Origin of the sequence: Pseudonocardia yuanmonensis (assembly GCF_039542425.1) — a bacterium.
Taxonomy (GTDB): Bacteria; Actinomycetota; Actinomycetes; order Mycobacteriales; family Pseudonocardiaceae; genus Pseudonocardia; species Pseudonocardia yuanmonensis.
Map to the genome: position 1 here is coordinate 48,231 of NZ_BAABIC010000028.1, position 24,639 is coordinate 72,869.

The following is a 24,639-nucleotide window of genomic DNA, read 5'->3' on the forward strand; positions in this document are numbered from 1 at the left end:
AGACCGCCCACTCACATGTGTTTCGCTTACTCGCCGTCCGGAGCGGCGTCGTAACTAGTCCCGTTCGGGGTCGTTGCGGGGATACCGGTCGGCGACCGAGGCTCCCGCCCATCGAGGCACGGGCGGCGCGCCGTCGGTGGAGGTGCGAGGTAACCCCGCATCCCGGTCGCCGGCGGCGTCGTCGCCCGGGCGCAGGGCGTAACCGTTGCGCCGGTACGCCGGGCCCTGTACCGCGGTTCTCCGAGCGGCCGGGCGACCCGACGATGGTGATCGACGTCGACGCCCGCGGGCAGGACGAGTGGGGCTACGGCGAGTCCGGCGCCGCGGTGTTCGAAGCGATCGCCGACGCCCGCCGGCACTACGACCTCGACCCGGACCGCACCGCGATGGGCGGCTTCTCCTCCGGCGCCTTTATGGCCAACAAGCTTTCGCTGTCCTTCCCGGACGTGTTCAGCAGGGCCTTCATCTGCGACGGGCTGAACGTCGCGCCGTCGTTCCCGGGGCTCGACGGCGTCGCGGACCAGGTCGGGGACTTCGTCGGCGTCGACACCCTGACGGTGCACGGGCCGGGCTCGAAGCTGTCCGTGCTGCTGCCGAGCCGGCGCAACCAGCCGGTGATGGAGTGGGCGGGGGTCAACGACGACTTCATCCGCTACACCATCACCCGCGAGCGCGCCGACGCCTACGCCGCGGGGGACTACGACTACGAGTTCTACAGCCGGGTCGGGCTCGCCGCCGAGCACCTGGTGATGTGCAAGAACGGCATGTGGGACAAGGCCACCGACTGGATGGGCGACGCGCCGCGCGTCGTCGACCCCCACCACGTGACCTTCGTGCGCAACCCGCTCATGGACGACCCGGCCTCCGGGCTCGTGTCGGACGAGGCCTACTGGCTCTCGGACATCAAGACCCGTGGGCCGGAGCTCGACACGATCGACGTCGTGTCCCACGGGCAGGGGGCTGCGCGACGCGACCGCACCCGCGCCGGGCCGCGAGCTCGGGTGACGGACGGGCCCTTCTCGAGGAGCCCGGAGCGTGACCGCCTGACGGCCGCCTCCGCACGACGTCCTCGCCCGCGCTCCCCCGGGCGAGGGCGTCGTGTGCTGCAGTCGGGCGTCGACCGCCGTCGGGGCGTCGCAGCGGTGGGGTGTTCAGGCCTTGAGCAGCGCCTCGGCGAGTCCGGCCGGCTCGGTGAAGCAGGCCTCGTGGCTGCCGGGGGCGGCGACCGGGGTGACCCCGAGCCGCCCGGCGAACCGGTCCCAGCCGTACTCGCCCGGCGGCAGGGCGACGTCCCCGGTGCTCAGCACGTACGCGACGGGCACCCCGAGCGCGGCTGGGTCGAGCGGCTCGACGGTCTCGGTGAAATACCGGAAGGGTTGCGGCACCATCAGCGCGTGCACGGCCCGCTGGACCTCCTCCGGCGCGTCGTTCATGAACGCGGCCTGCCAGACCTCGAACGGCATCGCCACCGAGTTCGTGCCGGACGCGCGGGCGAGCTGGGTGAACAGCTCCTGGTACTGCGGCGGCACCTCGTCGTAGAGCGAGCGGCCGGCCGCGGGCACGAAGGCGCTCCAGTACACGAGCTTGCGCAGCCGGCCGGCCAGCCGCGGTGCCGCGCCGGTGATCACGTAGCCGCCCCAGCTGTGCCCGACGAGCGTGACGTCGCGCAGGTCCTCCCGCTCCACGAGGTCGACCACGGCGTCGACGACGTCGGACAGGTGGTACCGGGTCGGGTCGTCGCCGTCGTGCAGCCCGGGAAGGGTGGGCGTCAGCACGCGGTGACCCGCGGCCCGCAGGTGCTCGGCCACGGGCCGCCAGGCCCAGCCGCCGTGCCAGGCGCCGGTGATCAGCACGAAGGTCTCGGACATGGGTGCTCCTCGTCGAGGGGGTGCGCACATCCTGATGAGCGTGCCTCGGGCGTGTCAATCGTCCGCCGGTCGCGGGAGAATCGGCGCGCCCGGCTGGTGATCGCTGCGTCGGTGCGGGCACCGGAGGTGGGACACTGGGGCCTGCGTACGGCGTCCGTACGCAGGGGGAGGTGTGCTGGTGAAGGCGCGGTCACTGGTCTTCGACCTGTTCGGCGACTACCTGCGCTACCGGGGCGGCGAGGCCCGGCTGCGCAGTCTCGTGTCGCTGATGGGGTGCTTCGACGTCCCCGAGCCGACCGTCCGGGTCGTGGTGACCCGGCTGCGGAAGGAGGGCTGGCTGTCGAGCCGCCGGGACGGCCGCGAGACGGTCTACGCCCTCACCGACGCCGCCTGGGCGTTGCTCGACGAGGGCCGCGAGCGGATCTTCCACCGCGCGCAGGGTCCATGGGACGGGCAGTGGCACATGGTCATCTACTCCGTGCCCGAGGCCGAGCGGGGCCTGCGCGAGCAGCTGCGCAAGAAGCTCGCCTGGTTCGGGTTCGGTCCCCTGTCGTCGGCGGTGTGGCTCAGTCCGCACGACCGCACCGGCCTGGTGCGCGAGGCCTTCGCCGACGAGCCCGCCGTGCAGCTCGACGTCTTCCGCTCGCGGTCGGCGGGAGCCGCGGCGGACCGCGACATCGCCGCCCGGTCCTGGGACCTCGCGGGCCTGGACCGCGCCTACGCCGAGCTGCTCGAGACCTATCGTCCCCGGCTCGCCGGCTACCGGGCGGGCGAGCTGCAGGGGGCGGACGCGCTGGTCGAGCGGATGAACCTGGTCCACGACTACCGGCGCTTCCCGTTCCGCGACCCGGACCTGCCGCCCGAGCTCCTCCCGGAGGGCTGGAGCGGACGGCTCGCCCACGAGGTGTTCCTGGAGGCCCACGGGCTGCTGCGGGGGCCGGCGGAGGCGTGCGTCGACGCGCTTACGGGGGCCGCCCTGCCGGAGGAGGAGGCGGGTTAGCGCCGCCATGCCGCTTAACCAGTTACACGAACTAGACGGTCGTCGGCGTCGCGTTGTAAGTTGGGTTGCGCACCCGCCACGGCGGCGGTGTGCGCACACCGACGAGGAGCGTGGTGCTCGTGTCACGGACGACAGGACCGACCACTTCCCGGTCCGGACTCGTCGTGGTCGCCCTGTGCTTCCTGACGATCGTCTTCGACGGCTACGACCTGATCGTCTACGGCTCCGCGGTGCCGAGCCTGCTGGCGGAGCCGGGGTGGGACATGGGGCCCGCCCAGGCCGGGGCCATCGGCAGCTACGCGTTGGCGGGCATGCTGATCGGCGCCCTGGCGGCCGGTGCCATCACCGACGCGATCGGCCGCCGCCGGATCATGCTGATCGGGATCACGTGGTTCTCGCTGTTGATGGTCGGCTGTTCGCTGGCGCCGAGCCCCGGCGTGCTGGGCCTGCTGCGGTTCCTGGCCGGGCTCGGGCTCGGCGGGGTCATCCCGTCGGCGATCGCGCTGACCGTCGAGTACGCGCCGCGCGGGCGGAGGCAGCTCTACAACGCCCTGATGTTCGCCGGCTACTCGGTCGGGGGTGTGCTCGCGGCGGTCCTCGCACTGCTGCTGGCGGCCGATCACGGCTGGCGCCCGCTGCTCGCGATCGGGGCGGCGCCGCTGGTGGTGGTGCTGCCGCTGGCGTGGCGCCTCCTGCCCGAGTCCGTCGGCTACCTGGTGGCCAAGGGCCGGGACGCGGAGGCGGAGGCCCTCGCCGTCCGGTACGGCGTCGACCTGCCCGCCCTGCGCGCGGAGCGGGCGTCCGCGGCGGGCACGGCCGGACCGAAGGCACTGTTCCGCCGGGGCGCCCTCGCGGCCACCCTGCTGTTCGGCGCGGCCAGCTTCTGCGGCCTGCTGCTGGTCTACGGGCTGAACACGTGGTTGCCGCAGATCATGCGGCAGGCCGGGTACCCGCTCGGATCGGCGCTGACCTTCCTGCTGGTGCTGAACCTCGGGGCGATCGTCGGCGCCGTCGCCGCCTCGGTGCTGGCGGACCGCCTCGGCCCGAAGCCGGTCACCGTGGCCGCATTCCTGGTGGCCACGGGATGCCTGCTGGTGCTGAGCCAGCGCGTCGACACGGGGCTGCTGCTGGTGGCCGTCGCGCTCGCCGGCCTGGGCAGCGTGGGCACGCAGATCCTGGTCAACGGGTACGTGGCCGTGCACCACCCGGCGGCGATCCGCGCGACGGCCCTCGGCTGGGCCCTGGGGGTCGGCCGGGCCGGCGCGATCGTGGGCCCGCTGTTCGGCGGGTGGGTGCTGGCGTCCGGCATCGGGTTCGAGTGGAACTTCTACGGGTTCGCGGTGCCCGCGCTCGCGGGCGCGCTGCTGATCGCCCTGGTCCCGCGGCGGCGGGGCGACGGCCCGGCCGCGACCCCGTCCGCCCTGACCGCGGGAACGACGAAGGAGGAGACGACGGCATGACCACCGCACCGGAGATCACCCCGCAGGAGCAGGCCCGGCTCGACGAGCTGTACGCGGCGTTCGACGCCGCGCACATGATGCCGCTGTGGACGCAGATCGGCGGCCTGATGCCGACCAGCCCGCGGCCGGACTCCGTGCCGTTCCTGTGGCGCTGGTCCACCCTGCTGCCGCTGGCCGAGAAGGCGGGCGAGCTGGTCCCCGTCGGCCGGGGCGGGGAGCGGCGCGCGATCGCGCTCGCCAACCCCGGCCTGCCGGGCACCCCGTACGCCACGCCGACGTTGTGGGCGGCGATCCAGTACCTGGGCCCGCGGGAGGAGGCGCCGGCGCACCGCCACACGCAGACTGCGTTCCGGTTCGTGGTCGAGGGCGAGGGGGTGTGGACCAACGTCGAGGGCGACCCGGTCGCGATGCGCCGCGGGGACCTGCTGCTCACCCCGGGCATGCACTTCCACGAGCACCACAACACCACCGACCACCCGATGGCCTGGATCGACGGGCTGGACATCCCGCTGGTCCGCACGATCGACGCCGGGTTCTTCGAGTTCGGCCCGGACGTGCTGGCCACTAAGGAGACCCCGGCCGCCTCGCGCAACGAGCGGCTGTGGGGCCATCCCGGCCTCACCCCGGTGGGCGCCCCGACCCCGAAGGCCTCCCCGCTGATGGCGTACCGCTGGGAGCACACCGACGCGGCCCTGACCGCGCAGCTGGAGCTGGAGCGGGAGGGGCACCCCGGCGTCGTCGAGCCCGGGCACGCCGTGGTCCGGTTCACCAACCCGGCCACCGCGGGGGACTGCCTGTCGACGATGCGCTGCGAGATGCACCGGCTGCGCTCCGGCACCTCCACCGCGCCGACCCGGACCGCGGGGTCCTCGGTCTGGCAGGTCTTCGAGGGCTCCGGTGTGGTGACCGTCGGCGACGAGCGCTACGAGGTCGGCCGCGGTGACCTGTTCTGTGTCCCCTCCTGGGCCGGCCTGGCCTTCGACGCCGACACCGGGCTCGACGCCTTCTGCTACTCCGACGCCCCCGTCCTCGAGGCCCTCGGTCTCGCCCGCACCGCACGAGAGGACCATTCGTGAAGCTCGCGACCATCCGCACCGCCGCCGGCACCGCCGCCGTCCGGATCGACGACGACGGTGACGACCGCGGGGCGATCGAGCTGGGCGCGGCCGATCTCGGAGAGTTCCTCGCCCGTCCGGACTGGCGGGCGGCCGCGGCGTCGGCGGAGGGCCCCCGCCACGACCTGACCGGGCTGGACTACGCGGCGGTGGTGCCGCGGCCGGAGAAGGTGTTCTGTGTCGGGTTGAACTACCGCTCGCACATCCTGGAGATGGGTCGCGAGCTGCCGGAGTACCCGGCGCTGTTCGCGAAGTTCGCCCGCGCGCTCGTCGGGGCGTACGACCCGGTGGAGCTGCCGGCGGGATCGGAGCAGGTGGACTGGGAGGCCGAGCTCGGCGTCGTGATCGGGACGGAGGTCCGGCACGCCACCGCGGAGCAGGCCGCCGCGGCGATCGCCGGCTACACCGTGGTCAACGACGTGACCGCGCGGGACTTCCAGTACCGGTCGGTGGAGTGGCTGCAGGGCAAGACGTTCGAGCGCAGCACCCCGGTCGGGCCGTGGCTGGTCGTCGACGAGGGCGACCCGGGCGAGATCTCCTGCGAGGTCGACGGCGACGTGGTGCAGAAGGCCGACACGTCGGACCTGGTCTTCTCACCCGCGGACCTGGTCGCCTACGTCTCGCGGATCATCACGCTGGTGCCCGGCGACCTCATCGCCACCGGCACGCCCGGCGGGGTGGGGCACGCGCGCAAGCCCCCGCGCTACCTGGCCGAGGGGTCGGTGCTCGTCACCCGGATCGAGAACGTGGGCGAGCTGCGCAACACGCTCGTCGAGGGGGACTGAGGCATGCGGATCGCCGTCGCGGGCGGCGGCCCGGGAGGGCTGTTCTTCGCCACACTCATCCGGCGGGCCGACCCGTCGATCGAGGTCACGGTGTTCGAGCGGAACCGGGCCGACGACACCTTCGGCTTCGGGGTGGTGTTCTCCGACCGCACGCTGGCCGGGATCCACGAGGCCGACCCGGTGCTCCGCCGGGCGTTGACCGAGCACGGTCGGCACTGGGACGAGATCGAGGTCCGGCTCAAGGGGGAGCGGGTCCGCTGCGGCGGCAACGGCATGGCCGCCGTGGTGCGCCGGACGCTGCTCGCGCTGATGCAGGCGCGCGCCCGGGACGTCGGCGCCGAGCTGCGGTTCTCCACCGAGGTCACGCTGGACGACCTCGCGGGCCACGACCTGGTGGTCGCCGCGGACGGCACCGGCTCGAGGATCCGCGAGCAGCTGGAGGCGGACCTCGGGGTCGAGGTGGAGACGGCGACGGCGAAGTTCATCTGGTTCGGCACGGACTATCTGTTCGACGGCCTGACCTTCGTGCACGAGCGCAGCCCCGACGGCGTGTTCGCCGTGCACGGCTACCCGATCTCCGACGAGGTCTCGACGTTCATCGTGGAGACCGACGAGGCCTCGTGGCGGCGCGCGGGTCTCGACGAGTTCGACGTGACCCGCCCGCCCGGGGAGAGCGACCTGATCTCGAAGGACTACCTCGAGAAGCTCTTCGGCGAGCAGATCGACGGGAAGCGGTTGCTGGTCAACAACTCCCGCTGGGGCAACTTCCGCACGCGCCGCACCCGGCGCTGGCACACGCTGGCCCCGCGGCCGGTCGCGTTCCTCGGCGACGCCGTGCACACCGCGCACTTCTCCGTCGGGTCCGGCACCAAGATGGCCATGGAGGACGCCGTCGCCCTGGCCCGCGCGGTCGCCGCGACCCCGGACGACCTCGGCGCCGCGCTGGCCGCCTACGAGGAGGCCGCCCAGCCGTCGGTGCGCAGGATCCAGGACTCGGCGCGGCCGAGCCTGGCCTGGTGGGAGCACTTCGGGCGCTACCACGACGAGTTCGAGCCCTGGCAGTTCGCCTACCACTTCCTCTCCCGGTCGATCACCGACTCCCGGCTGGCTCGGCGTGACCCGGGCTTCGTGACCGCGAGCCACCGAGGTTGGGTCGCCGCGCACGGGGCGGAGCCGCTGGACACGCAGTTCGAGCGCGGCGGCTGGTCCGCGCCGGGCCGGCTGGTGAGCCTGTCGACCGTCGGCGGCGTGCCGACCGCCGTCTCCGCGGGGAGGGACGACGAGCTCCCGCTCAGCGAGGAGCCGCAGGCCGGGCCGTGGGGCGCCCTGGTCGCCGCACCGGCGGACGAGGAGGGTCTGCCCGCGGTGTTCGCACGCCTCACCGAGCTCGCCGGGCTCGGCGAGCGGGCCCCGGTGCTGGTCGCGGTGCACGACGGCACGGCGCTGACCCGGACGCTGGTGTGTGAACAGGCGCGCATGCACGATCGGCTGCCCGCCCTGCACGTCGACGCCGGCGACCCCGCCGATCTCGCCGACCGTGCCCTGACCACGGTGCTCTCCGGCCGGGCCGACCTCGTGGGAGCTCCCGCATGACCAGCACCGCCCCACGCACCGAGCGCAGGTCCGGCGGGCCGGACGGGACCGGCCGCAGCCTCGCCGCGCTGTTCGCGCCGAAGGGGATCGCCGTCGTCGGGGCCTCCCGCACCGCCGGCAAGCTGGGTTCCGCCCTGGCGCGCTCACTGCGCGGCTTCGCCGAGCGGGGCGGGCACCTCGCGCTGGTCAACGGCCGGGACGACGGCATGTTCCCCTCCGTGCACGCCGCGGCGGAGGCCGGTCCGGTCGACCTGGCCATGGTCTGTGTCCAGGCCGCCGCGTGCGCGGGGGTCGTGGCCGAGGCCGCCGAGGCCGGTGCCCGCGCCGCGGTCGTCTGCAGCGGTGGGTTCGCCGAGGCAGGGGGGCCGGGGACCGGCCACCAGGAGGAGCTCGCCGCCGTCGTCGCCGGGACCGGCATCCGCCTGCTCGGGCCCAACACCAGCGGCTTCCTCGCCCCGCACGTCGGCGTGACCGCGAGCTTCGTGCCCGGCGTAGCCCGGGTCCGGCCCGGCCGGGTCGCCGTCGTCGCCGCCAGCGGCGGGGTGAACCACGCCCTGTCCTTCCTGCTCACCGAGGCCGGGCACGGCATCAGCCTCGCCGTCGGGCTGGGCAACGCCGTGGACGTCTCGGCTCCCGACGTGCTCGACCACCTCGCCGCGGACCCGGAGACGGGTGCGGTCGCCCTGCACGTGGAGTCCGTCGCCGACGGGCCCCGGCTCGTCGCGGCCGTGCGTCGGCTGTCGGCCCGGCGCCCCGTCGTCGCCCTGGCCGTCGGCCGGCACGACATCGGGGCCTTCGCCGCCTCGCACACGGGTGCCCTGGCCACCTCCTGGCGTACCACCCGGGCCGCGCTCGCCCAGGCGGGGGCGGTCCTGGTCGACGACGAGCGCGAGCTGGTCGACGCCGTCGGCGCGCTCTCGGTGACGCGGGCGCGTCCTGCGCGCGACCCGGGCGTCGGCGTGGTCACCGCGCAGGCCGGCCCGGGCCTGCTGCTGCTCGACGACCTCCGTGGCCGGGGCGCCCGGGTGCCGGAGCTGACCCCGGCGACCCGGCACACCCTGGCCACGCTGCTCCCCCCGCTGACCTACCAGCGCAACCCCGTCGACACCGGCCGTCCCGGCCCCGAGCTCGGCCGCGTGTTCCACGCCGTCGCCTCCGACCCGGAGGTCGACGTGGTCGCCGGGTACGCGCTGCACGAGCCCGATGCCGTCGACCTCGTCGCGGCCGCCCGCGAGGGCCGGGTCGACGGCGTGCCGGTGGTCCTCGGGCTCGGGGGCACCGGCGCGGACGCCGTGCAGGGGCGCCGCGACCTGCTCGCCGCGGGGATCGCCGTCGCGGCCGACCCGCGCGGTGTCGCCGCCGGGACCGGTGCCCTGCTCGCGGACGCGCGCGTCCGGGCCCGGCGGACCGGACCGGTCGTGCCGCGGCAGGTCCCGACCGGGGTCACCGGTGCGCACGACGAGGACCTGGCCAAGGGGCTGCTCGAGCGGCTCGGCATCCGCACGGCACCGCGCCGCGCGTGCGGGTCGCGCGCGGAGGCGCGCGCCGCCCTCGCCGGGCTCGGCGGGCCCGTCGCGGTCAAGATCCTCGACGCCGCGGTCCTGCACAAGACCGAGATCGGCGGCGTGCACCTCGGTGTCGCCGACGCGGTCGCGCTCGAGGAGGCCCTCGACCGGCTCGACGCCGTCGGGGCGGTCCGGTACCTCGTCGAGCGCATGGCTCCGAGCGGGGTCGATCTCGTCCTCGGTGCGCGCCGTGACCCGGTGTTCGGCCCGATCGTGCTGCTCGGGTTGGGCGGCACGACCGCCGAGGCCCTGGCCGACGTCGCGATCCGGCTCGCGCCGCTCGCCGCCGACGAGGCCGCGGAGATGCCCGGGGAGCTGGCCGGCCGCGCCCTGCTCGACCGGTGGCGCGGCGGCCCGGCTCTCGACGCCGGCGAGCTCGGCCGCATCGCCTCCGCCCTCGGCGACCTGCTCGTTGCCAACCCCGGCCTCGCCGAGATGGAGATCAACCCCCTGCGCCTGACCGCCACCGGGCTGGTCGCGCTCGACGCCGTCGTCGTCCCCACGGAGGCCAGTGATGCCCAGCCCGATCAGTGAGCACATCGTGCCCTGGCCCGCCGACGTCGCCGAGGACTACGTCGGCAAGGGCTACTGGGCCGGCGTCCCGCTCGGCACCCTGCTGCGCGAGGTGGCCGACCGGCACCCGGAGACGCCGGCCGTGGTCGACGCCGCCGTCGGCCTGCGGCTGTCCCACCGGGAGCTGGCCGAGCGGGCCGACGCCGCCGCGGCCCGGCTGCTGGACCTCGGTATGGAGCCGGGCGAGCGGATCGTGGTGCAGCTCGGCAACGGGTGGGAGTTCGTGGTGCTCACCCTGGCGTGCCTGCGGGCCGGCATCGTGCCGGTCATGGCGCTGCCCGCGCACCGTCGCACCGAGCTCGCCCACCTGGCCCGGCACGCCGAGGCCACCGCCGTCGCGGTGCCCGACGTGCTGCGCGACTTCGACCATCAGGCGCTGGCCCACGAGCTCGCCGACGACGTCCGCTCGGTGACCGGCGCGCCCTGGCACGTGCTCGTCTGCGGGGACCGGGTCGCCCCGGGCGGCATCGACCTGCGCGCGCTCTGCGGACCGGCGGAGGACCCCGAGGCCGACCGGGCCCGGCTCGACGCGCTCGCCCCGGGCAGCCGCGAGGTCGCGCTCTTCCTGCTCTCCGGCGGCACGACCGGCCTGCCCAAGCTGATCGCCCGCACCCACGACGACTACGCCTACAACGCCCGGCGCAGTGCCCAGATGGCCGGCGTCGGCCCGGACACGGTGTACCTCGTGAGCCTGCCGGCCGGGCACAACTTCCCGCTCGCCTGTCCCGGAATCCTCGGCGCCCTGCTGGCCGGGGGCCGTGTCGTCCTGCTGCCCTCGCCCGAGCCGGCCCGAGCGTTCGCCACCGTCGCCGCCGAGGGCGTCACCCACACCGCCGTCGTTCCCGCGGTCGCCGGGCGCTGGCTCGACCACGCCGCGGAGCACGGACCGGACGAGCTCGCGTCGCTGCGCGTCCTCCAGGTCGGCGGTGCGCGGCTCGCCGACGAGCTGGCCCGGAAGATCCGGCCCGTCCTCGGCTGCACGCTGCAGCAGGTCTTCGGCATGGCCGAGGGGTTGCTCAACTTCACCCGGCTCGACGACCCCGACGAGGTCGTCTGCACCACTCAGGGCCGCCCGATGTGCCCCGACGACGAGGTCCGCCTCGTCGACGAGCTCGGCCGGGACGTCCCCGAGGGCGAGGTCGGCTCGTTACTGACCCGCGGCCCGTACACCCCCCGCGGCTACTACCGGGCGGCCGAGCAGAACGCCCGCGCCTTCACCGCGGACGGCTGGTACCGCTCCGGCGACATCTGCCGCCGGACGCCCGAGGGCAACCTGGTCGTCGAGGGCCGTGACAAGGACATGATCAACCGCGGCGGCGAGAAGATCTCCGCCGAGGAGGTCGAGAACCTCGTCTACCAGCTGCCGGCCGTCGCCCAGGTCGCCGCGGTCGCGATGCCGGATCGGGAGCTGGGGGAGCGGGTGTGCCTCTACGTGGTGCCGCGGACCGCGTCGACGGTGACCCTGGAGGAGATCCGCGCGGCCATGGAGTCCGTCGGGGTCGCCCGGTTCAAGCTGCCCGAGCACCTCGTCCTGGTCGACGAGCTGGCCACGACCAAGGTGGGGAAGATCGACAAGAAGGCGTTGCGGGCCGACATCGCCGAACGCCTGAGCGGGGCCCCGGCATGAGCGACCGGCACGACGTCGCCACGACCCTGCCCTGGATGCGGGAGGGCACCGCGCACCTGCTCGCCGTCGTCGAGAAGCTCGCCGACGACGACCTCCGCGGTTCGAGCACCCTGCCGGGGTGGACCCGCGCCCACGTCGTCGGGCACGTCGCCCGCAACGCCGAGGCCCTGGGCCGGCTGGCGACCTGGGCGAGGACCGGCGAGGAGACCCCGATGTACGCCGACCGGGACCAGCGGGCCGCCGAGATCGAGCGGTCCGCCGGCCTCCCGGCGTCGACCCTGCGCGCCGAGGTCGCGAGCACCGCCGACATGCTGGACGCGGCCCTCTCCGCGCTCACCGCGGAGCAGTGGCGGGCGCCGGTGCGCAGCGCCCTGGGCCGGGCCGTCCCCGCGGCCGACGTGCCCTGGATGCGCATCCGCGAGGTCTGGCTGCACGCCGTCGACCTCGGTACCGGCGCAAGCCCGGACGACCTGCCCGCGGGAGTCCTCGACCTCCTGCTCGACGACGTCGGCGCGGCGCTGTCGGGCAAGGAGGGCTGTCCCTCCCTCGAACTGGCACCGACCGACCGCGACCGGACCTGGCGGCTGGGCACCCGGGAACCCCACGGGACGGTGCGGGCCTCCGCGGCCGATCTCGCCGGGTGGCTCACCGGGCGCGTCGTCGCGCCCGACCGGCCCGCGCTGCCGCGCTGGCTCTGACCCCCGGCGTCCGGTCAGGCGACCCCGAGCAGACGGTGGGCGGTCGCCCGGTCGGCGCGGAACCGGGTGGTCGTCGCCCGGTGCACGATCCGGCCCTTCTCCATCACGGCGATCTCGTCGCACACCGTGAAGGCCAGGTGCAGGTCCTGCTCGACCAGCAGGATCGCGACGCCCTCGCGGCGCAGCGTGCCCAGCAACCCGGCGATCTGGTCGACGATCGCCGGGGCGAGGCCGTCGGACGGCTCGTCGAGCAGCATCAGGCGGGGATCGGTGAGCAGGGCGCGGGCCACGGCCAGCATCTGCTGCTCGCCGCCGGAGAGCCGGCCGGCGGGCTGGGCGAGGCGTTCCCGGAGGCGGGGGAGGAGGTCGAGGACGGAGTCGACCGTCCACCGCCGGCCGTGCCCGCGGCCGGCCAGCGCGAGGTGCTCGGCCACGGTGAGCGGCGCCCAGATCCGCCGGCCCTGCGGGACGAGCGCGACCCCCGCCCGGGCGATCACGTCCGGGCGCCGGCCGGTCGTGTCCCGCCCGTCGAGCAGCACGCGGCCCGAGGTGGGCGTGACCAGTCCCATCAAGGTCATGATCAGGGTGGACTTGCCGACGCCGTTGCGGCCGAGCAGTCCGAGCGCGCCGCCGGGCGCGAGGCGCAGGTCGACGCCGTCGAGCACGGTGCTGCGGTCGTAGCCGGCGGTGAGGGCCTGGACCTCGAGGGCCGGCACGGGCTCGGTGCTCATGAGGTGAACAGCTCCTCGCGGCGGGCGGTGCCGAGGTAGGCCTCCCGGACGGCGTCGCTCGCCCGCACCTCGTCGGGTGTCCCGGACAGCAGCACGCGGCCGAGGTGCAGCACGGTGACGTGGTCGGCGAGGTCGAAGACGAGGTCCAGGTCGTGCTCGACGAACAGCACGGTCACCTCGCCCGGCAGCCCCGCCAGCAGGGCGAGCAGCCGCGCGCTCTCGGCCGGGGACATCCCGGCGGCGGGCTCGTCCAGCAGCAGCACGGACGGGGCACAGGCCAGCGCCAGCGCCACCTCCAGCTGCTTGCGTTCGCCGTGGGAGAGCGACGGCACGGAGGACCCGGCGCGGTCACCGAGCCCGACCTGGCCGAGCAGCTCGTCCGTGCGGGCGTCGACGGCCGGCCGGCGGACCGGCCACGGGACGATCCGGTCGCCGCCGCCCTCCGGCCCGTGCCGGCGCACCGCGAGCGCGACGGTCTCCGCGGCGGTCATCGAGGCGAACAGGCTCGCGTGCTGCAGGGTCTGGCTCATCCCGAGCCGGCAGCGGCGCACCTCGGAGAGCCCGGTGACGTCCCGGTCGCCGAGGTGCACGGTGCCCGCGTCGGCCCGCATCCGGCCGGTGAGCACCCGGAACAACGTGGTCTTGCCCGCGCCGTTGGGCCCGATCAGGGCGTGCCGGGCCCCGGGCTGCACGGTGAGGTCGACCGCGTCGACCGCCCGGAGGGCACCGAACGAGCGGCTCACGCCGCGGCAGGTCAGGGCGCTCACGGGTTCCTCCTCCGGAAGGGCCGCAACCCGGCGAGCCCCGCGGCGCCCCGCGGCAGCAGGTAGACGACCAGCACGAACACCACGCCGAGGAGCAGCTCGCCGTGCCCCGCGAGGCTCGGACCCAGGGCGTCCCGCACGAGAACCACGAGCGCTGCGCCGATGACCGGTCCCCACAGCGAGCCCGCGCCGCCGATCACCACGGCGAGCAGCGCGAGCGCGGCGGTCGTGAACCCCAGGTCGGCGGGGGTGACGAGGCGCTGCTGGGCGGCGAGCAGCGATCCGGCGGCGCCGGCGACGGTGCCGGCCGCGACGAACGCGGCGTACTTGTAGACCGTCGTCGGGTAGCCGATGGCCCGCATCCGCGGCTCGTTGTCCCGGATCCCGCGCAGCGCGGCGCCGAAGGGGGACCGGGCGAGCACCCACACCACCGCGAACAGCAACAGGCCCACGACCAGCACGTACCAGTACAGGAACCCCGCGTTCAGCAGGGGCTCGCCGCCGAGCCGTGCGGCCGGGATGCCGGCGAGGCCGTTGGCTCCGCCGGTCACCGAGTCCCAGTTCTGCGCGACCTGGGCGAGGATCTCACCGATCGCCAGGGTGAGCATCAGGAAGAACACCCCGGCGGAACGGACCGCGACCCAGCCGGTGGCCGCGGCGGCCACCCCGCCGACGAGCGCGCCCACCAGCAGCGGCACCGGGATCGCCGGGGTGACGTGGAGGGAGACCCAGCCCGCGGCGTAGGCGCCGGCGCCGAAGTAGGCCGCGTGCCCGAGCGACGGCAGCCCGGTGACCCCCACGAGCAGGTCGAGGCTCACCGCGAGCAGGCCGAACACCAGCAGCCGGGTGAGCGTGGTGGTGGCGAAGGGCGCGAGGAAGAGCGGCGCCGCGGCGAGCACCAGCACGACGACGACCGCCGGGACCGCCGCATACCGCCGGCGGACCGGGCGCCGGGGCGCAGCGGTCCCGCCGACGACGTTCCCGGGCACCTCGGGCACGTCCGGTGCCTCCGATCCGGCCGACAACTTCGTCACACCACCGCCCCCGCCCGGCTCCCGAAGAGCCCCTGCGGGCGCAGCACCAGTACCAGCGCCAGGGCGCCGAAGAGCACGAACGAGGCCAGGTCCGGCAGCAGTGCCCGGCCCAGCGACTCGATCTGCCCGATCAGCAGCGCGCCGACCAGTGCGCCGCGCACGGAGCCCAGGCCGCCGATGACCACGACGACGAGTGCCAGGATGAGCACGGTCGAGTCCAGTCCCACGCTCGCGCCGTAGACCGGGCCGCCGAGCACGCCGGCCACCGTGGCCAGCAACGAGCCGAGGGCGAACACGGCGACCTTCACCCGCCGGTTGTCCACGCCGATCGCGGCGACCATGTCGCGGTCGGCCACGGTGGCGCGGACCAGGGCCCCGAGCGTCGTCCGCTCGACGAGGACGTGGATGGCGACGGCCAGGGCCGCACCGATCCCGATGATCACCAGCCGGTACGTCGGGTAGGCGGCCCCGAACAGCGGGACCGACCCGTCGAGCCCCGGCGGCGCGGGCACGGCGAGCGGGTCGTCGCCGAACACGATCTGCAGCACCTCCGCGACGATCAGCGCCACGCCGAGCGTGAGCAGCGCCTGGTCGAGGTGCGAGCGGCGGCGCAGCGGCTCGGTCATCGCCGACAGCGCACCGCCCGCGAGCAACCCGATCACCGCGGCGAGCCCGAGCGCGCCGAGGTAGGCACCCCACGACGGACCGCCGGCGGACAGCGCCGCGGCCACGTACGCACCCGTCACGAACAGCGCGCCGTGGGCGAGGTTCAGTACGTCCATCATGCCGAAGACGAGCGAGAGCCCGACGGCGAGGACGAACAGCAGGGCGCCGATGGCCAGCCCGTTCAGGACGCTGATCAGGTTGGCGGCGAGCCAGCCCGTCATACCTGGGCCTTCTGCCCGAGGTCGGCGGTCACCGCGTTGCTGAGCTGCCCCGGCGTGCCCTCGACCGTGCGCAGGTACATCGTCTGGCGCGGGCTCTGCCCGTCGAAGGTCCACGAGCCGCGCGGGCTGTCGTCGATCGCGCCGACCTGCCCCAGGGCGGCACTGACGCTGTCCCCGTCGAGCGCCGTGGCCGAGCCGAGGGCGCGGTCCAGCACGGCGGCGGCGTCCCAGGTCGACACCGAGTAGCAGGTCGGGACGGCCTGGTAGGCGCCGCGGTAGGCGTCGACGAAGGCGCGGTTGGCCGGGTTGTCGAGCCGGTCGGAGTAGAACAGCGAGGTCCGCACGCCGACCGCGGCCTCGGCCTGGGCGTTGAGCACCCCGCCCTCGGTGAGGAAGCCCGATCCGTACAGCGGCACGGAGTCCTTGAGCCCGAACTGCGCGTACTGCTGCACGAACCGGACGGCCTCGGCGCCGGCGAAGAAGCAGAACACCGCGCCGGCCCCGGACTGCCGGATCTGAGAGAGGAAGGGCTGGTAGTCCTGGGTGGTCCCGAAGGGCGGGGCCGCCTCCCCGGCGATCCGTCCGCCCGCCGCCTCGTAGGCGGCCTTGAAGCCGGCACGGACCTCGGTGCCCGCGGCGTAGTCCGGCGCGATCAGGAAGACCCCACCGGGGATGTCCTGCTGCGCGAGGTACGGGCCCGCGGCGGCCGCGACCTGGGCGTTCTGGAAGGACGTCCGCCAGACGTAGGGCGTGCGGGACTTCCCGGTGATGTCCGCGGCGCCCGCGTTGGCCACGACGAGGACCTTCTTGGCCTCGCTCATCAGCGGCGCGGCCCCCAGCGCCGTCGCCGAGTTCACGATCCCGACGACGACGTCGACCTGGTCCGCCTGCAGGACCCGCTGCACGGCCGGCACCCCGCTCTGCGGGTTCTCGCCCTCGTCGGCCACGACGGTCGTGACCTCCCGGCCGCCGATCCGGTTGCCGTGCTGCCGCAGCCAGAGCTCCCAGCCGCGCTGCATGTCCGTGCCCAGCGCCGCGTACACCCCGGACTGCGGAACGACCAGGCCGACCTTGACCGGGCCGCCCTGCCCGCCACCGCCCCCGGACGTGCCCCCGCCCACGCTGCTGCCGCAGGCCGCGAGCGCGGGGGCGGCCGCGGCCGCTCCGAGGAGTCCGAGCAGGCGTCGTCTGGACAGGGTGTACTCAGCCATCGAACCGCTCCTCGTCGAACGATGTGGTGGGGGCCGACGTACTACACGGGTGTGTCGGAGGACACGGATGGTGTCGAACCACTCGGACGGGTGTCAACTGCTCGTCCGGTGACGAATGGGAAACGGCGAGCGGCGGGCACGCCGTCAGCGGCGGAAGCCCCGTTCGATCCCGGTCCAGACGCCGTCGTAGTCGCCCTGGCGGTGGACGGCGGCGTGCGCGAAGTCCGGGACGGTGAGGGGCCAGCGGGTCTCGAACATGAAGGCGAGGGTGTCGGAGATCTTCTGCGGGGCGAGTTCGGCGGTGCTGGCCTTGCGGTAGGTCTCGGCGTCGGGGCCGTGGGCGCTCCACATGTTGTGCAGGCTGGCGCCGCCGGGCAGGAAGCCCTCGGCCTTGGCGTCGTAGACGCCGTGGACCAGGCCCATGAACTCGCTCATGACGTTGCGGTGGTACCAGGGCGGGCGGAAGGTGTCCTCGCCGACGAGCCACCGCGGGGCGAACACGACGAAGTCCGCGTTCGCCTGGCCGGGCGTGTCGGTGGGCGAGGTCAGCGCGGTGTAGATCGACGGGTCGGGGTGGTCGTAGGAGACCGTGCCGAGCACGTTGAACCGGGCGGTGTCGTACTTGTAGGCGGAGTGGGTGCCGTGCCAGGCGACCACGTCGAGCGGGGAGTGGTCGTAGTCGGCGGCCCACAGCTCGCCGGCGTACTTCTGCACCAGCTGGACCGTCTCCTCGCGGTCCTCGTACGCGGCGACGGGGTAGAGGAAGTCCCGCGGGTTGGCCAGGCCGTTGGCGCCGATCGGGCCGAGCTCGGGCAGCACGAAGGGCTGGCCGTAGTTCTCGCAGACGTAGCCGCGGGCGGGGCCGTCGGGCAGCTCGACGCGGAACCGCACCCCGCGCCCGACGACGGCGATCTCCCCGGGCGTGAGGTGCAGGCGGCCGTACTCGGTGTGCAGCAGCAAGGCTCCCTGCTGGGGCACGATCAGGAGTTCGCCGTCGGCGTCGACGAAGTAGCGGTCGGTCATGGACCCGTCCGCGGCGTAGAGGTGGATGCCGATGCCGGCGCGCTGGCGGACGTCGCCGTTGACCCCGACGGTGTAGAGCCCGTCGACGAAGTCGGTGGGTTGGGCGGGCAGGGGCAGCGGGTCCCAGCGCAGCCGGTTGGGGTCGGTGATCCCGGTGGTGTCCGGGGCGGAGCGCAGCAGGCCGGTGTCGATGCGGCGGAACGGCGGGTGCGCGGCCGAGGGCCGGATCCGGTACACCCAGCTGCGCCGGTTGACCGCGCGCGGCTCGGTGAACGCGGTCGCGCTGTGCTGCTCCGCGTAGAGCCCGAGCGGGGCGCGCTGCGGGGAGTTGCGCCCGACCGGGAGCGCCCCGGGCACGGCCTCGGAGGCGTGCTCGTTGCCGAAGCCGGACGAGTAGGTCAACACCGCCTCGGCGCTGTGCGCGGCTGCCGATGAGGAAGGCAGGGTGCTGGTCATCGACGTTCCCCTCCGTCGGTCGACTGTGCGGGTCCGTCCGAGGGTGTCAGAGCCGGGTGGCGGCGTCGACGACGACGGCGTGGGAGGCCCTCGCCACCGTCGCCGGCACGCCTTCACCAGGTGACCTCGTCGATCACCGAGCGGGGCGGATCGTGCCCGTGACCTCGCCGAACCCGATCCGGGTGCCGTCCGGGCCGGGGGCGGTGGCGGAGAGGGTGACCCGGTCGCCGTCGAGCAGGAAGGTGCGTTCCTCGCCCTTGACCGTGACCGGCTCCCTGCCGCCCCAGGTGAGCTCGATGAAGGCCCCGCGCTGGTGCTTCCCGGGGCCCGAGATGGTGCCCGAGGCGAACAGGTCCCCGGTGCGGGCCGAGGCCCCGTTGACGGTCATGTGCGCGAGCATCTGCGCCGGCGACCAGTACATGTCCTTGTAGGGCGGGCGGGAGACCTCCTCGCCGTTCCACTCCACGACGAACTCGATGTCCAGGCCCCAGTCCCGGCGGCCGCGCAGGTACTCCAGGGGCTGCGGGTCCTGCCCGGGCAGCGGCACCCGGGCGGCCTGCAGGGCGGCGAGCGGGACCACCCACGGGGAGATGGAGGTGGCGAAGCTCTTGCCCAGGTTCGGGCCCAGCGGCACGTACTCCCAGGCCTGGATGTCGCGGGCGGACCAGTCGTTGACCAGCACCGCGCCGAAGACGTGCTCGGCGAACTCGTCGACCCCGATCCGGTCGCCCAGCGCGGAGCCGACGCCGACGACGAAGCCGAGCTCGGCCTCGATGTCCAGCCGGCGGCTCGGCCCGTAGCTCGGGCTCTGCTCGTCGGGGGCCTTGCGCTGCCCGCACGGGCGGACGACGTCGGTGCCGGAGACCACCACGGTGCCGGCCCGGCCGTGGTAGGCCACCGGCAGATGCTTCCAGTTGGGCAGCAGCGGCTCCGCGTCCGGGCGGAACAGCCGGCCGAGGTTCGAGGCGTGGTGCTCGGAGGCGTAGAAGTCCACGTAGTCGGCGATCTCGACCGGCAGGTGCAGCTGGACATCGCGCACCGGATGCAGGGCGTCCGCCGGCACGTCGCCCCCCACCAGTGCCGTGACCTGCTCGCGGACCTCGGCCCAGCGCGCCGGGCCCTGGGCCATGAACGCGTTGAGCGAGGACGCCGCGAAGGCCGCGTCCTCCCCGGTGTCGCCGAGGACCACGGACAGGTCGATCACGGTGTCGCCCAGGCGCGTGCCGACCCGGGGGCGGGCGCCGGCGACGGAGAAGATCCCGTACGGCAGGTTTCCGACGCCGAACGGCGAACCGTCGGGGATCTCGATGACGCTCACGGACGTGCTCCTTCGGGGACGGGCGCGGTCAGGACGCCGAGGGCGACGAGCTCGTCGCGCGGGTCGGTGATGCTGCAGGTACCGAACGAGGTGAACGCCGCTCGTGCCCCGCGTACCCGGTCGTCCGCGAGCGCGCGGACGCGGCCGGCGACCGCGTCGCCGTCCCGTTCGGCAAGGAGCGCGCGGGCGTCGGACTCGCTGCCGCCGGCGGCGAGGGCGTCCGTGGCGAGCAGGAGGTTGAGGAAGCCGTGCTGCTCGAACCCGGTCCCGGGGTCGGTGTTGCGCAGCGCGTGGTGCAGCCCGGCGGTGGCCTTGAACGGCACCCCCGCCTGGCCGACGGCGGCGACCGCCGCCGCGAGCTCGGCCTCGTCCGGGTAGAGGTCGGCGCGGACCCCGCCGGTGCGGAACTTCGCCCGGTACCGGCCCGATCGGGGGACGGCACCCGACGCAGCCGGCGGGGTGGGTGAGCACAGCGCCTCCAGTACCGCGGGGCGGCGCTGGTCGCGCGGCACCTCGACGTAGACGTCGAGGTCCGCGATCTGCTCGGGGCCGGTGACCTGCTCGAGGCCTGCGGCGAGGAGGTCGAGGAACTCGCCCGCGGCCATGCCCTCGGGCACGGCGACCTCGACCGAGCGCAGGTCGACGGGCAGCTCCGCGCAGCCGGTGAGCACTGCCGGCACGTCAGCCGGCCCGCCGGGCAGGGTCACGGACACGGGCAGCCGCGCGTCCGGGGGCAGGAGCGGGCCCAGCCGGGGGAGCGCCGCCGCGGCCAGCACGAGGGGTCCGACGAGCCCGGCGTACCAGCTGTCCTGTCGGTCCCGGTAGGCCCGCACGGCATCCGGGAGCGGGGCGAGGCCGGGTGGGAAGACGGCGGCGTCGTCGCACAGACCGGCGACGACGGCCGGGATGCGCCCGCTCACGATGCCGGTCCGCGGCCGGACCAGGTCCAGGCGTAGGCGTCGTCCTCGGCGGCGATGCCGCCCTCGCCCAGCTCGAGCGGGCGGAAGGTGTCGACCATGACCGCGAGCTCGTCGAAGAAGTCGATTCCCAGCGAGCGCTCGATGGCGCCGGGCTGCGGGCCGTGGCTGTGCCCGCCCGGGTGCAGGCTGATCGAGCCCTGGGCGATCCCCGAGCCCTTGCGGGCCTCGTAGTTCCCGCCGCAGTAGAACATGACCTCGTCGGAGTCGACGTTGGAGTGGTAGTAGGGCACCGGCACCGCCAGCGGGTGGTAGTCGACCTTGCGCGGCACGAAGTTGCAGATCACGAAGTTGTCGGCCTCGAAGACCTGGTGCACGGGCGGCGGCTGGTGCACCCGCCCGGTGATCGGCTCGAAGTCGGCGATGTTGAAGGTGTACGGGTACAGGCACCCGTCCCAGCCGACCACGTCGAACGGATGCGTCGGGTACACGTAGCGGGTGCCGACCACGCCGCGCGAGCCGCGGTGCTTGACCAGCACCTCCACATCGGTGCCCTCCACCACGAACGGCTCGGTCGGGCCGTGCAGGTCCCGCTCGCAGTAGGGGGCGTGCTCGAGCAGCTGCCCGTACCGGGACAGGTAGCGCTTGGGCGGGGCGATGTGCGAGTTCGCCTCGATCACGTACGCGCGCAGCGGCTCGGACCCGCTGGGGATCCAGCGGTGCGTGGTGGCACGCGGGATCAGCACGTAGTCGCCCTGCACCGCGTGCAGCACGCCGAACACGGTCTCGACGGTGGCGGCGCCGGACTCGACGTAGACGCACTCGTCGCCGATCGCGTTGCGGTACAACGGGCTGGCCTCGCCGGCGGCGACGTAGGAGATCCGCACGTCGCCGTTGCCCAGCACCAGCCGCCGCCCGGTCACCACGTCCACGGCCTTCCAGTCGGTGCTGGTCAGCCGGTGCAGCTGGAGGTGCCGCGGCAGCAACGGCCGGTTCTCCCGCGTGGTCTGGTCGGGCAGCTCCCACTCGGTGGCGTCGACGATCGCCGAGGGCACCCCCAGGTGGTAGAGCAGCGAGGAGTCCGAGGAGAACCCCTCCTCGCCCATCAGCTCCTCGTAGTGCAGCCCGCCCTCGGCGGTGCGGTGCTGGGTGTGCCGCTTCGCCGGGACGTGGCCGACGCTGCGGTAGTAGGACATGACTCGGTCCTTCCGGGTGGCGCCGATGATTCATGCTTTTACTATCTGGTTGGCCAGAGTAGCCCGTCGTCCGGGTTGCGGGAAGCCCCGAACCGTCAGTGCCGACCGTCAGCGCCGGCCGCGGACGTCGAGCCCGCTGTGCCCGGTGATCAGCTTGTCGAGCAGCATGACGAGGATGCGCTGCTCCTCCTCGGTGAGCACGCTCGCCCATCCGTGCTCGCGTTCGTTGTGCTCGCGGAACACGGAGACCATCTCCTCGTGCCCGGCGGCGGTCAGGGACAGGCGGACCGAGCGTCCGTCGCGCTCGTCGGGGGTGCGGTCGAGCAGACCGTCGGCGACGAGGGTCTTGGTCAGGTTGGACACCGCGGCGCGGCTCATGCCGGTCAGCCGGGCCGTCCCGGAAGGCTCCAGCGGGCCGGCGAGCCAGACCACGAACAGCAGCCGGAAGGCCGACCAGGACCGTCCGCGGGGGCGGTGGACCGCCGCCTCGAGATCGTAAGTGACCAGGTCGGACGCGCGGTTGAGGGTCAGCAGCACCCTCGTGGCGAGCTGGTGCCGGAAGCCGTACTCGTCGGCCAGGCGCCGGTCGGCCAGTGCGACGAAGGACCAGAAGTCGAGATCCGCTCCCGCCGCCGGCCCCGTGTCGGGACTGCTCTGCGCCGTCACGGGCGCAGACTACCCGGGCGGCGGAGAAAGTACATAACGAAACTACTTGAGCCCGCGTCGGCGTCGGGGTCCGCAGCGCCGGACCCGGCGACGGAGGGGTTCAGGGGTCGCGCAGGACGGGTGCGGCGGCGGATCCGCCAGCCAACCGGCCGGGTCGCGGCCCACGAGTGTCCCGCACCCGACGCCGGTCCCGGGACGCAGGGACGCGGGCGCACCGCCGTCGTTCGACGGCGACGCGCCCGCGCCGCGTGGGACTCAGAAGTTGCCGCGCTTGGCCTGCTCGCGCTCGATGGCCTCGAAGAGTGCCTTGAAGTTGCCGATGCCGAAGCCCAGCGAGCCGTGCCGCTCGATGAACTCGAAGAACACCGTCGGGCGGTCGCCGAGCGGCGTCGTGAAGATCTGCAGCAGGTAGCCGTCCTCGTCGCGGTCGACCAGGATGCCGCGGGTCTGCAGTTCCTCGATCGGCACCCGGACCTCGCCGATGCGCGCGCGCAGCTGCGGGTCGGAGTAGTAGGAGTCCGGGGTGTCCAGGAACTGGATGCCCTTGGCGCGCAGCACGTCGACCGTGCGGAGGATGTCGTTGGTGGCCAGGGCGAGGTGCTGGGCGCCGGGGCCTCGGTAGAAGTCGAGGTACTCGTCGATCTGGGAGCGCTTCTTGCCGGCCGCGGGCTCGTTGAGCGGGAACTTGACCCGGTGGTTGCCGGAGGCGACGACCTTGCTCATCAGCGCGGAGTACTCGGTGGCGATGTCCTCGCCGACGAACTCGGCCATGTTGGTGAAGCCCATGATCCGGTTGTAGAAGTCGACCCAGTCGTCCATGCGGCCGAGCTCGACGTTGCCGACCACGTGGTCGAGGGCCTGGAACAGCCGCTCGTGTTCGCCTTCGGGCCTGACGTAGCCGGAGCTGCGGGCGACGTAGCCGGGCAGGTAGGGGCCGGTGTAGCGGGAGCGGTCGACCAGGGTGTGCCTGGTCTCGCCGTAGGTGGCGAGGGCGGCGGTGCGCACGGTGCCGTGCTCGTCGGCGACGTCGTGCGGCTCCTCGAGGATCGTGGCGCCCTGGGCGCGGGCGTGGGCGATGCAGCGGTCGACGTCGGGGACCTCGAGGGCGATGTCGATGATGCCGTCGCCGTGGCGGCGATGGTGGTCGAGCAGCGGGCTCGTCGGGTCGACGCCGCCCTGGAAGACGAACCGGACGGCGCCGGAGCGCAGTACGTAGGCCTGGTGGTCGCGGTTGCCGGTCTCCGGGCCGGAGTAGGCGATCAGCTCCATCCCGAAGACGACCTGGTAGAACAGCGCGGTCTGGGTCGCGTTGCCGACCGACCACACCACGGCGTCCCACCCGGTCACCGGGAAGGGGTCGCCCTCGGCGTCGTACTCGACGAGGCCGACCAGCTGACGCAGCTGATCGTGATCCAGGTCGGCGAGGCGCTCCTGGCTGGTGAGGGTCTGGTCGATGCTCACGACGGCCTCCTCGGGCGGGCGGTCGGACTGCCTGCGCTCGAAGGACACCTCAGAGGAACGCTGAGCGCAACAGAGCCCAGCCCTGCTGGCGCTGCCGTCCAGTTGAGGCCCTGATCAGGGGCTGTAGCTGTACGGTCTGCCCACATGGCCGTCGAACTGGACGCACTGGACGTCGACCTGCTCGCCGCCCTGCGCGAGCACACCCGGGTCGGGGTCCTCGAGCTCTCGCGCACGCTGCGGGTGGCGCGCGGCACCGTCCAGGCGCGTCTCGACCGGCTCGAGCGCGAGGGCGTGATCACCGGCTACGGCCCACGGATCGACCTCGCCGCCGCCGGGCAGGGGGTGCAGGCGTTCGTCTCGCTGGAGATCGCGCAGGGCGCGCTGGACGACGTCAGCGCGGAGCTCGCCGCCCAACCGGCCGTGCTCGAGGCCTACGCCACCACCGGTTCGTCGGACGTGCTGTGCCGGCTCGCCGCCTCCTCGCACGACGACCTGCAGCAGGCCCTGCTGGCCCTCAACCGGTCGCCCTCGGTCGCCCGGACGACCAGCGTCGTCGTGCTGTCCGTGGTGGTCCCGCCGCGCACGATGCCGCTGCTGCAGAGCGCCCCTCGCCAGGCCCCACGCCGGTCACCGACGTACAGCGCCCGGTCCGGCGCCGAGCAGGGGGACGAGCGCCTCGGCTGACCGCGGC

The 24,639-nt window shown here is 74.1% G+C and carries 22 protein-coding genes; 9 read left to right on the forward strand and 13 right to left on the reverse strand.

Annotation, left to right across the window (positions count from 1 at the left end):
- Positions 1-358: 358 nt before the first annotated feature.
- Positions 359-649 carry a hypothetical protein gene (locus tag ABD990_RS29645; RefSeq protein WP_345384081.1) on the reverse strand — a complete coding sequence of 97 codons (291 nt, stop codon included), beginning with the start codon at positions 647-649 and terminating at the stop codon, positions 359-361.
- A gap of 502 nt (positions 650-1,151) precedes the next feature.
- A complete protein-coding gene (locus ABD990_RS29650) occupies positions 1,152-1,868 on the reverse strand; it encodes an alpha/beta fold hydrolase (protein WP_345384082.1) in 717 nt (238 codons plus the stop codon).
- A 178-nt stretch (positions 1,869-2,046) separates the two neighbouring features.
- Here ABD990_RS29650 and ABD990_RS29655 point away from each other — a divergent pair, with 178 nt between their 5' ends.
- The 8 genes from ABD990_RS29655 to ABD990_RS29690 all read left to right on the forward strand — a co-directional run bounded on the left by ABD990_RS29655 (position 2,047) and on the right by ABD990_RS29690 (position 12,284).
- The gene (locus ABD990_RS29655; RefSeq protein WP_345384083.1) at positions 2,047-2,868 is read left to right on the forward strand and encodes a PaaX family transcriptional regulator; all 822 of its coding nucleotides are present in this window, start codon (positions 2,047-2,049) and stop codon (positions 2,866-2,868) included.
- Between the two features lie 119 nt (positions 2,869-2,987).
- Positions 2,988-4,328 carry an MFS transporter gene (locus ABD990_RS29660; RefSeq protein ID WP_345384084.1) on the forward strand — a complete coding sequence of 447 codons (1,341 nt, stop codon included), beginning with the start codon at positions 2,988-2,990 and terminating at the stop codon, positions 4,326-4,328.
- Positions 4,325-5,404 (forward strand): cupin domain-containing protein, encoded by a 1,080-nt coding sequence (locus ABD990_RS29665; protein WP_345384085.1) that lies wholly within the window; start codon positions 4,325-4,327, stop codon positions 5,402-5,404. Before ABD990_RS29660 ends, ABD990_RS29665 begins: the two co-directional genes overlap by 4 nt.
- On the forward strand, positions 5,401-6,228 hold the full coding sequence (locus ABD990_RS29670) for a fumarylacetoacetate hydrolase family protein (protein WP_345384086.1): 828 nt from the start codon (positions 5,401-5,403) through the stop codon (positions 6,226-6,228). Before ABD990_RS29665 ends, ABD990_RS29670 begins: the two co-directional genes overlap by 4 nt.
- 3 nt (positions 6,229-6,231) lie before the next feature.
- Positions 6,232-7,821: an FAD-dependent monooxygenase gene (locus ABD990_RS29675; RefSeq protein WP_345384087.1), complete on the forward strand. Its 1,590-nt coding sequence runs from the start codon at positions 6,232-6,234 to the stop codon at positions 7,819-7,821.
- The gene (locus ABD990_RS29680; RefSeq protein WP_345384088.1) at positions 7,818-9,920 is read left to right on the forward strand and encodes an acetate--CoA ligase family protein; all 2,103 of its coding nucleotides are present in this window, start codon (positions 7,818-7,820) and stop codon (positions 9,918-9,920) included. The genes ABD990_RS29675 and ABD990_RS29680 overlap by 4 nt, the downstream gene beginning before the upstream one ends.
- Positions 9,901-11,586, forward strand: coding sequence for a (2,3-dihydroxybenzoyl)adenylate synthase (locus ABD990_RS29685; RefSeq protein WP_345384089.1), 1,686 nt, complete (start codon positions 9,901-9,903; stop codon positions 11,584-11,586). Before ABD990_RS29680 ends, ABD990_RS29685 begins: the two co-directional genes overlap by 20 nt.
- Entirely contained in the window at positions 11,583-12,284 is a 702-nt protein-coding gene (locus tag ABD990_RS29690; protein WP_345384090.1) for a maleylpyruvate isomerase family mycothiol-dependent enzyme, read from the forward strand. The genes ABD990_RS29685 and ABD990_RS29690 overlap by 4 nt, the downstream gene beginning before the upstream one ends.
- 14 nt (positions 12,285-12,298) lie before the next feature.
- Here the strand turns inward: ABD990_RS29690 and ABD990_RS29695 are convergent, their stop codons facing one another.
- The 11 genes from ABD990_RS29695 to hppD form a co-directional block, all read right to left on the reverse strand.
- A complete protein-coding gene (locus ABD990_RS29695; RefSeq protein WP_345384091.1) occupies positions 12,299-13,015 on the reverse strand; it encodes an ABC transporter ATP-binding protein in 717 nt (238 codons plus the stop codon).
- Complete coding sequence (locus ABD990_RS29700; protein ID WP_345384092.1) at positions 13,012-13,782, reverse strand: ABC transporter ATP-binding protein; 771 nt, start codon at positions 13,780-13,782, stop codon at positions 13,012-13,014. The genes ABD990_RS29695 and ABD990_RS29700 overlap by 4 nt, the downstream gene beginning before the upstream one ends.
- On the reverse strand, positions 13,779-14,813 hold the full coding sequence (locus ABD990_RS29705) for a branched-chain amino acid ABC transporter permease (protein WP_345384093.1): 1,035 nt from the start codon (positions 14,811-14,813) through the stop codon (positions 13,779-13,781). The genes ABD990_RS29700 and ABD990_RS29705 overlap by 4 nt, the downstream gene beginning before the upstream one ends.
- A complete protein-coding gene (locus ABD990_RS29710; RefSeq protein ID WP_345384094.1) occupies positions 14,810-15,700 on the reverse strand; it encodes a branched-chain amino acid ABC transporter permease in 891 nt (296 codons plus the stop codon). The genes ABD990_RS29705 and ABD990_RS29710 overlap by 4 nt, the downstream gene beginning before the upstream one ends.
- On the reverse strand, positions 15,697-16,911 hold the full coding sequence (locus ABD990_RS29715; RefSeq protein ID WP_345384095.1) for an ABC transporter substrate-binding protein: 1,215 nt from the start codon (positions 16,909-16,911) through the stop codon (positions 15,697-15,699). The genes ABD990_RS29710 and ABD990_RS29715 overlap by 4 nt, the downstream gene beginning before the upstream one ends.
- Positions 16,912-17,055: 144 nt before the next feature.
- The gene (hmgA, locus tag ABD990_RS29720) at positions 17,056-18,390 is read right to left on the reverse strand and encodes a homogentisate 1,2-dioxygenase (RefSeq protein WP_345384096.1); all 1,335 of its coding nucleotides are present in this window, start codon (positions 18,388-18,390) and stop codon (positions 17,056-17,058) included.
- Between the two features lie 133 nt (positions 18,391-18,523).
- Positions 18,524-19,708 (reverse strand): fumarylacetoacetase, encoded by a 1,185-nt coding sequence (fahA, locus tag ABD990_RS29725; protein ID WP_345384097.1) that lies wholly within the window; start codon positions 19,706-19,708, stop codon positions 18,524-18,526.
- On the reverse strand, positions 19,705-20,631 hold the full coding sequence (locus tag ABD990_RS29730; protein WP_345384121.1) for a hypothetical protein: 927 nt from the start codon (positions 20,629-20,631) through the stop codon (positions 19,705-19,707). Before ABD990_RS29730 ends, fahA begins: the two co-directional genes overlap by 4 nt.
- Positions 20,625-21,821, reverse strand: a complete 1,197-nt coding sequence (locus ABD990_RS29735; protein WP_345384098.1) for a homogentisate 1,2-dioxygenase — start codon at positions 21,819-21,821, stop codon at positions 20,625-20,627. The genes ABD990_RS29730 and ABD990_RS29735 overlap by 7 nt, the downstream gene beginning before the upstream one ends.
- 108 nt (positions 21,822-21,929) lie before the next feature.
- Complete coding sequence (locus tag ABD990_RS29740; protein WP_345384099.1) at positions 21,930-22,487, reverse strand: MarR family winged helix-turn-helix transcriptional regulator; 558 nt, start codon at positions 22,485-22,487, stop codon at positions 21,930-21,932.
- 255 nt (positions 22,488-22,742) lie between these two features.
- Positions 22,743-23,903: a 4-hydroxyphenylpyruvate dioxygenase gene (hppD, locus tag ABD990_RS29745; RefSeq protein ID WP_345384122.1), complete on the reverse strand. Its 1,161-nt coding sequence runs from the start codon at positions 23,901-23,903 to the stop codon at positions 22,743-22,745.
- A 189-nt stretch (positions 23,904-24,092) separates the two neighbouring features.
- On the opposite strand from hppD, the gene ABD990_RS29750 reads away from it, so the two are divergent.
- Positions 24,093-24,632 carry an Lrp/AsnC family transcriptional regulator gene (locus tag ABD990_RS29750; protein WP_345384100.1) on the forward strand — a complete coding sequence of 180 codons (540 nt, stop codon included), beginning with the start codon at positions 24,093-24,095 and terminating at the stop codon, positions 24,630-24,632.
- Positions 24,633-24,639: the final 7 nt, after the last annotated feature.

Coding starts and splice junctions, on each gene's coding strand:
- ABD990_RS29675 (WP_345384087.1), top strand. CDS start 6,232: ATGCGGATCGCCGTCGCGGGCGGCGGCCCGGGAGGGCTGTTCTTCGCC.
- hmgA (WP_345384096.1), bottom strand. CDS start 18,390: ATGACCAGCACCCTGCCTTCCTCATCGGCAGCCGCGCACAGCGCCGAG.
- ABD990_RS29695 (WP_345384091.1), bottom strand. CDS start 13,015: ATGAGCACCGAGCCCGTGCCGGCCCTCGAGGTCCAGGCCCTCACCGCC.
- ABD990_RS29735 (WP_345384098.1), bottom strand. CDS start 21,821: ATGTCCTACTACCGCAGCGTCGGCCACGTCCCGGCGAAGCGGCACACC.
- ABD990_RS29690 (WP_345384090.1), top strand. CDS start 11,583: ATGAGCGACCGGCACGACGTCGCCACGACCCTGCCCTGGATGCGGGAG.
- ABD990_RS29645 (WP_345384081.1), bottom strand. CDS start 649: ATGAAGTCGTCGTTGACCCCCGCCCACTCCATCACCGGCTGGTTGCGC.
- ABD990_RS29680 (WP_345384088.1), top strand. CDS start 7,818: ATGACCAGCACCGCCCCACGCACCGAGCGCAGGTCCGGCGGGCCGGAC.
- ABD990_RS29750 (WP_345384100.1), top strand. CDS start 24,093: ATGGCCGTCGAACTGGACGCACTGGACGTCGACCTGCTCGCCGCCCTG.
- ABD990_RS29715 (WP_345384095.1), bottom strand. CDS start 16,911: ATGGCTGAGTACACCCTGTCCAGACGACGCCTGCTCGGACTCCTCGGA.
- ABD990_RS29685 (WP_345384089.1), top strand. CDS start 9,901: ATGCCCAGCCCGATCAGTGAGCACATCGTGCCCTGGCCCGCCGACGTC.
- ABD990_RS29710 (WP_345384094.1), bottom strand. CDS start 15,700: ATGACGGGCTGGCTCGCCGCCAACCTGATCAGCGTCCTGAACGGGCTG.
- ABD990_RS29665 (WP_345384085.1), top strand. CDS start 4,325: ATGACCACCGCACCGGAGATCACCCCGCAGGAGCAGGCCCGGCTCGAC.
- ABD990_RS29650 (WP_345384082.1), bottom strand. CDS start 1,868: ATGTCCGAGACCTTCGTGCTGATCACCGGCGCCTGGCACGGCGGCTGG.